5 protein-coding genes are annotated in these 8,005 nt (G+C 33.3%); 4 read left to right on the forward strand and 1 reads right to left on the reverse strand.

Translation table 11 applies throughout. From position 1 onward, the window contains the following. Positions 1-4: 4 nt before the first annotated feature. Positions 5-1,144: an efflux RND transporter periplasmic adaptor subunit gene (locus tag Q0050_RS00715; RefSeq protein ID WP_298391687.1), complete on the forward strand. Its 1,140-nt coding sequence runs from the start codon at positions 5-7 to the stop codon at positions 1,142-1,144. Between the two features lie 83 nt (positions 1,145-1,227). Next, entirely contained in the window at positions 1,228-4,698 is a 3,471-nt protein-coding gene (locus Q0050_RS00720) for an efflux RND transporter permease subunit (protein WP_298391688.1), read from the forward strand. 70 nt (positions 4,699-4,768) lie between these two features. Here Q0050_RS00720 and Q0050_RS00725 read toward each other — a convergent pair whose 3' ends face one another. Then, on the reverse strand, positions 4,769-5,767 hold the full coding sequence (locus Q0050_RS00725; RefSeq protein ID WP_298391689.1) for a TlpA disulfide reductase family protein: 999 nt from the start codon (positions 5,765-5,767) through the stop codon (positions 4,769-4,771). Between the two features lie 156 nt (positions 5,768-5,923). Between Q0050_RS00725 and aspS the strand changes: the two genes are divergently transcribed. Then, positions 5,924-7,675: an aspartate--tRNA ligase gene (gene aspS, locus Q0050_RS00730; RefSeq protein WP_298391690.1), complete on the forward strand. Its 1,752-nt coding sequence runs from the start codon at positions 5,924-5,926 to the stop codon at positions 7,673-7,675. Positions 7,676-7,894: 219 nt separating this feature from the next. Further along, positions 7,895-8,005: cold-shock protein (locus tag Q0050_RS00735; RefSeq protein WP_298391691.1), on the forward strand; the 111-nt coding region annotated here is incomplete at its 3' end.

Genomic DNA, 8,005 nt, shown 5'->3' on the forward strand with positions numbered 1-8,005 from the left:
TATAATGAAAAAAATACTAATACTATCAGCATTTTCAATACTACTATTCTCGTGTGGTGGAAAAGAAAACAATCAATCAGTTGATCAATTAATTGAATCAAAAAACGTTAAAGAACTTCAAACCAAGAAAAGCGCATTGCAAGCTGATATTGCAAAAATTGAAGCAGCACTAGCAACTTTAGATGTTAAAACAGAAGAAGCTTTGGTTTCGGTTTTAACCATTAAAGATACTACATTTAACCACTACTTAGAAATTCAAGGAAATGTAGATACTAAAGAAAACATTTTAGTACAACCCGAATTTAGCGGAAACCTAACTTCGTTAACCGTTAAAGCAGGTCAAAGAGTTTCTAAAGGACAAATTCTAGGACGAGTAGATGATGCCGGAATGAGCCAACAATTAGCAAGTTTAGAAAATCAATATGCCTTAGCAAAAACCACTTTTGAAAGACAAAAAAATCTTTGGGATAAAAAAATTGGTTCTGAAATTCAATTTCTTCAAGCTCAAACTCAAATGATTTCAGCTCAAAAAGGTGTGGCTCAAATGCGTTCGCAAGTAGCTAAAACTTTAATTCGTGCACCATTTAGCGGAACTATTGATGAAGTTTTTGTTGAAAAAGGCCAAGTGGTTTCTCCAAGCGCACAAGGTTTAATGCGAATCATAAATTTAGGAAACATGTATGTGTCAACATCAGTTCCTGAAACTTATATCGGGAAACTTAAAGTAGGTACAGAAGTAGATGTGTTCTTAACGTCTTTAGGGAAAACTTACAAAGGTAAAGTTCGTCAAGTTGGTAATTACTTGAACCCAAACAACAGAAGTTTCGGTATTGAAGTAAGTGTGCCAAATCCTGAAAATTTATTGCGCCCAAATCAAGTGGCTAAACTAAAAATAATCGATTATTCAACTAAAAATGCGATTGTTGTACCAACCAATGTTGTTCAAGAAGATGGTGAGAAAAACAAATTTGTTTTCACAGTTACCAATGCCAATGGTAAAACAGGAACTGCCAAAAAAGTACTTGTTAAAACAGGAAAATCGTCTAATAATGTAACTGAAATTCTAAGCGGATTATCTGCAAATGATATCATTGTTACTGAAGGTATAAACACGATTTCTGAAGGAATGAAATTAAATTTCTAAAAAAAAGTTTAAAAGTTTAAAGGTTTATAAGGTTAAAAGTTCCTTCTAAACTCTTAAACTCTTAAACTCCTAAACTAAAATTTATGAGTCACACAAATAAAGAATTCAGTATATCAAGTTGGGCTGTTGACAATCGCGTCACAGTTTATATCTTGACCTTATTAATCGTAATAACGGGTGTAATTGCCTATATTACGATGCCACGTGAAGATTTCCCTGAAATCATTGAAAACAAAGTTTATATTTCTTCTGTTTTCCCCGGAAACTCTGCTGAAGATGTTGAAAAATTGGTAATCAAACCGCTTGAAAAGGAATTTAAAAACATCTCTGGCGTTGAAAAAATCACTTCTAGTTCCTTTCAAGATTATGGAATGATTATCGTTGAGTTCAGTGATAAAATTGGAATTGAAGAAGCTAAAACTAAAGTCAAAGATAAAACCGATCTAGTTAAAGCTGATACAGATTGGCCAAATCTTGACAATGGTAGTAAAGTAGAGCCAAACGTTTTCGAATTAAATATTTCGGAAGAAGTGCCTATTTTGAACATTAACTTAAAAGGAAATTATACTACGCAACAACTAAAAAAATATGGTGAATTACTTCAAGACGATATCGAAGAAATTCCTGAAGTAAAAAAAGTAGACATCTTAGGTGTAGACGACAAAGAAGTTGAAATTGCAGTAGATATTTTCAAAATGACCGCAGCTCAAGTTTCTTTTGATGAAATTCAAAATGCTGTGAAGTATGAAAACATGACGCTATCTGGAGGAAATCTAATTTCGCAAGGTTCTAGAAACAACATCAGAATTGTAGGAGAAATTAAAGATCCTAAAGAATTAGAAAACATTATCATTAAATCTTATGGTGGCGCAGTCTATCTAAAAGATATTGCCACGGTTAGTTTCAAAGAAAAAGAAAAAACTACCTACGCACGTGAATCAGGAACTGAGGTGGTAATGCTTAATGTAAAAAAGCGTTCCAATCAAAACATGATTTCGGCTATTGAGCAAGTAAAAGAAAAATTAGAAAAAGCAAAAGTATCTTATTTGCCTTCTAACCTTGATTTACAACTTTCAAACGATCAGTCGTCTAGAGTTGAACACCAAGTTGACGAACTTTCTAACCACATTATTTTTGGTATTGTGCTGGTAATGATTGTCTTGATGTTCACTATGGGATTAAGAAACTCACTCTTTGTTGGTGCTGCAATTCCATTATCTATGTTAATGGCGTTTAGTATTCTTTCAATGTTTGGTTTGACACTAAACACTATGGTTCTTTTTGGTCTAGTAATGGGATTAGGAATGCTAGTTGACGACGGAATTGTGGTGGTTGACAACGTATTTGCAAACATGCAAAAAGGAATGGATAGAGTTACTGCTTCTAAAATTGGTATTGGTGAAATTGCTTGGCCAGTAATCTCTTCGACAGCAACCACTTTAATGGCCTTTTTACCGTTTCTTTTATGGCCTGGAACAATGGGTAAATTCATGAAGTATTTCCCAATTACATTGACCGTTACACTAACCGCTTCATTATTTGTGGCAATGGTTGTAAATGCAGCGATGACTGGTGGATCTATGGATACTACTGATAAAAATGTGTCTAAAAAATCTGCTAAATTATATAGCATTATTTTTACAGTAATCGCAGTGGTTTTTGTCCTTATCGGAAATATTTATGATTCAAAACTATCGCGTGCCATAGGACATTTAGCCTTAATTTCATTAGGATTAATGTGGCTGTATAAATTAAAATTATACCAATGGACTCAAGATTTTCAATACAATTTCTTCCCTAAAATGGAAGATAAATACAAGAATTTCTTAGCTAAAATTTTAACCGGTAAAAGAGCTTGGTTTGCTTTAGTAGGAATTATTGGTTTATTATTTTTCTCTTTTATCTTGCTTGGAATTTTCCCTAGAAAAGTATTGTTCTTCCCAGATAATATTCCAAATCAAGTAATTACTTATATCGAATATCCACAAGGAACCGATATTGCTAAAACCAACAAAGCTACTTTGTTTGTAGAAAAACAAGTAATTGGTATTTTAAGCAAATATGTTGAAGAAGGAACTAAAGAAAATTATCTGGCAGAATCTATTGTTTCTCAAGTTGGAGTTGGCGCAGGAAACCCTAATGTTGACGCAGGTTCAGCATCAGAAACACCTTATAAAGGAAAAGTAACTGTAAACTTCTCTGAATTTAAATTTAGAAAAGGAATCAACACAGCCGATGTTCTAGAAGAAATTAGAGCTAAAGTTAAAGGTATTGCAGGTGCAACCGTAACTGTAGAAAAAGATTCAAATGGTCCGCCAGCTGGTTATCCAATTAGTATCCAATTAACGGGTATTGACTATGAAGAAATGTTGAAAGAGGCAGATAAAATGATTGCATTTATTAATTCTAAAAACATTCCAGGTATTGAGCGTTTGAGTGTTGATGTTAACAAAGAAAGTCCAGAACTTGAAGTAAAAGTTGATCGTGTAAGCGCCGGAAGTTTAGGTGTTTCAACAGGTCAATTAGGTTTCAATTTGCGTAGATCAGTTTACGGTCAAGAAATCTCTACCTATAAGGAAGGTGATGACGATTATAACATCACAATGCGAATGCAAGATGACCAACGTAAGAATGAAAATGTATTGTTCAATCAATCGTTGACTTTCCGTAATCAAAATAATGGTCAAATGATGCAAGTGCCAATTTCTGCCGTGTCTCAAACAGAGAAAACTACCACTTATAACCAAATCAAGAGAAAGAATCAAAAGCGTATTATGACGGTTTATTCTAATGTCTTGACAGGTTATAATGGTGACGAAATAACAAAACAAATCCAAACGGAATTAAATGGCTACAAGCTTCCTAAAACAGTAACTTATTCTTTCTCTGGAGTTCAAGAAGAACAAGGAAAAAATCAAAGTTTCTTATTATATGCTTTATTTTTAGCATTAGCGGGAATTACAATCATTATTGTATTACAGTTTAACTCCGTTTCTAAAACTATGGTGATCTTATTTACTGTTATATTGAGTTTTAGTGGTGTGTTCTATGGTTACGTAATTGCCAATATGGATTTCGTAATCTTAATGACGATGATGGGAATTATTTCGCTAGCCGGAATTGTGGTGAAAAACGGAATTGTATTAATGGACTTCTTTGTACTTTTATTAGACAAAAAAGTAGCTGATAACAAGTTGCAAAGTCACGATGATTTATCATTAGAAGATATTAAAGAAGTAATTATCGAATCAGGAAAATCACGTTTACGTCCGGTATTATTAACAGCTTTAACAGCGGTTCTTGGATTAATTCCATTAGCCATCGGATTGAACTTTGACTTCTTCGGATTAATTACAGATTTAAATCCACACTTATTTATTGGTGGAGATAACGTAATATTTTGGGGTCCATTAGCTTGGACAATCATCTTCGGATTAACTTATGCAACTGTGCTAACACTTGTTATGGTTCCAGTAATGTTTTACTTAGTTAAAAGAGTAAAATATAAATTAAGAGACAGAAGAGAATCAAGAAGATTAGCTACTGAAGAATAATAAATAGTTGGTTAAATAAAAAAGCTCCGAAATAAATTCGGAGCTTTTTTTGTTATATATAAATAAAATACTATTTCAACAAGGCATCAAGTTGCTCTTGCAATTTAGGATTTGATGGTCGATCAGCATCAGCATTTACAACTTTTCCTGTTGGATCAATCAATATAAATCTTGGAATAGAATTAATTCCAAATGCTTTAATAAAATCAGACATCCAGTTTTTATCAGCATACAATTGAATTCCGCCAAGTTGTTTTTCTACTACAAACTTTTTCCACTTTTCATAATCTTTTTGTTCATCAACAGAAATACTTACAAAAGCAATTTTTTTGTCGTGATACTTAGCCTCAATTTTTTGCAAAGATGGAATTTCAGCACGACAAGGTCCGCACCAAGTTGCCCACACATCAATGTAAACATATTTTCCTCTTAAGTCTTCTAACTTCGTTTTTCCTCCTGCGTGATTTTCATAATCAAAAGACGGAGCTTGTGTATTGTTTAATTTCTTTTGCTTCAACTTTTCGGCAAAATACATTTTCATTTCTAGCATTTCAGCTTGCATCGCTTTCTTTTGTAGAGCCACGAAACCAGCATCCAATTTTTCAGCATCTAATTTGGCAATATCTGCATTTTGCTTTTCGGTCATTTTTGCAGCAAACTCTTCCATTGTTGGCAATTCGAAAAAGCTTTCAACATCAGAACTACTTTGCGTACGAATTTTTTGTGCTAAATAATTGTTCTCCTTCGCACCAATTCCTGAATAAGTTATCGAATTATCAAAATTTTTAGCATCCAATTTCATTTTTAAATCATAACCATTCTTTAAAAACAATTCTGAATATTCTGCACCATCATACAATTGATACATTCCTTCTTTAATATCAAACGATGCGCTAAAGTGTCCATCGCCTTGCACTTTGATTTCTTTTACAATAATTCTATTATTTTTAATAAAAAGAATATCGCCATTTCTATTGGTAACATCGGCTTCAAACTTCAATAAAGTTTCTTGCGCAATTCCAACATTAGAAATCACAAAAGCAAACAAAAACAATCCTAATTTTTTCATATGATCACTATTTAATTTATAGAAAACCAAATGTAATTAAATTTATTTAGCAGCAAATAATCATTATGAAAATATTTAGTATTTATTTCGGTCGAAGTTTTTTACTTTTGCACTGAAGACCAAGAGTCAAATTGAATGTAATAAAATTTATTCCAAATGTATAGAAGTCATAATTGTGGTGAACTAAACGCCTCACATATCAATCAAGAAGTTACACTTGCTGGTTGGGTACAAAAATCAAGAGACAAAGGATTTATGAATTGGGTTGATTTGCGCGACCGTTATGGAATTACGCAATTGTTATTTGACGAAAGTCGATCAGAAAAATCAGTTTTTGAATTGGCTAAAACATTGGGTAGAGAATTTGTAGTTCAAATAAAAGGTACTGTAATTGAGCGTGAAGCTAAAAATAAAAATATCGCAACGGGTGAAATTGAAATTCTAGTAAAAGAAATGACAATTTTAAACGCTGCTTTAACTCCTCCATTCACAATTGAAGATGACACCGATGGTGGTGAAGACATCCGAATGAAATACCGTTACTTGGATATCAGAAGAAATCCAGTAAAAAACAGTTTGCTTTTCCGTCACAAAGTAGCAATGGAAGTCCGTAAATACCTTTCTGATTTAGATTTCTGTGAAGTAGAAACACCTTATTTAATTAAATCAACTCCCGAAGGCGCAAGAGATTTTGTTGTGCCTAGCCGTATGAACGAAGGTCAGTTTTATGCTTTACCACAATCACCACAAACATTCAAACAATTATTGATGGTGGGCGGAATGGATAAGTATTTTCAAATTGTAAAATGTTTCCGTGACGAAGATTTACGTGCCGATAGACAACCTGAGTTTACACAAATCGATTGCGAAATGGCTTTTGTGGAACAAGAAGATATCTTGAATGTTTTTGAAGGACTAACACGTCATTTACTAAAAGAAATTAAAGGTATTGAAGTAGAGAAATTCCCAAGAATTACCTACGATTATGCAATGAAAACCTACGGTAACGACAAACCAGATATTCGTTTTGACATGAAATTTGGTGAGTTAAACGAAGTAGCACAACACAAAGAATTTCCAGTTTTCAATGCAGCAGAATTGGTTGTTGGTATTGCAGCTCCAAATTGCGCAGCATATACTCGTAAAGAAATCGATGCTTTAATTGACTGGGTTAAACGTCCACAAATTGGCGCTTCTGGAATGGTTTATGTAAAATGTGAAGCTGATGGAACTTACAAATCATCGGTAGATAAATTCTACGACCAAGAAGATTTAGCAAAATGGGCGCAAATTACTGGTGCAAAAGCTGGTGATATGATTTTTGTGCTTTCTGGTCCAGCTGATAAAACTCGTACGCAACTTTCTGCTTTAAGAATGGAATTAGCTACGCGATTAGGATTAAGAAATCCTGCGGAGTTTGCTCCTCTTTGGGTTGTTGACTTTCCATTGCTAGAATTGGATGAAGAATCTGGAAGATGGCACGCAATGCACCATCCGTTTACTTCGCCAAAACCTGAAGATATGGAATTATTGGCAACAAATCCTGGTAAAGTTCGCGCCAATGCTTACGATATGGTTCTTAACGGAAACGAAATTGGTGGCGGTTCTATCAGAATTCACGATAAAGCGACACAACAGTTAATGTTCAAATATTTAGGATTTACAGAAGAAGAAGCTCGTAATCAATTCGGATTCTTGATGGATGCGTTCCAATTTGGTGCGCCACCACACGGCGGATTGGCTTTTGGTTTAGACCGATTAGTGGCAATTCTTGGCGGACAAGAAACTATACGCGACTTTATTGCTTTCCCAAAAAACAACTCTGGTAGAGATGTTATGATTGATGCGCCATCGTTGATTGATGAAACACAATTAAATGAATTACACATAAAACTTGATTTAAAGTAATTTCTATCAAATTCTCAAATATTCTAAAAGCAACTATTTAAAAATCTATAAATAGTTGCTTTTTTATTGCAAAATTTAGAATTTTTCAAATATTACACTGAAAATCATTCAATTATAATTTTAAATTATTGTAAATTTTTCAAATATTTCTACGTTTTTTGTTTGCTATGTCATAAATAAGTATATCTTTGACCATTATTAATTTTTTTATATTACAAAATGCGCACAGGTACAGTTAAATTTTTCAATGAATCAAAAGGTTACGGATTCATTACAGATGATGAAAATGGAAAAGACATTTTCGTTCACGCTACAGGTATTAAAGCTGAA

The sequence above is a fragment of the Flavobacterium sp. genome, assembly GCF_027483985.1.
Lineage (GTDB): Bacteria > Bacteroidota > Bacteroidia > Flavobacteriales > Flavobacteriaceae > Flavobacterium.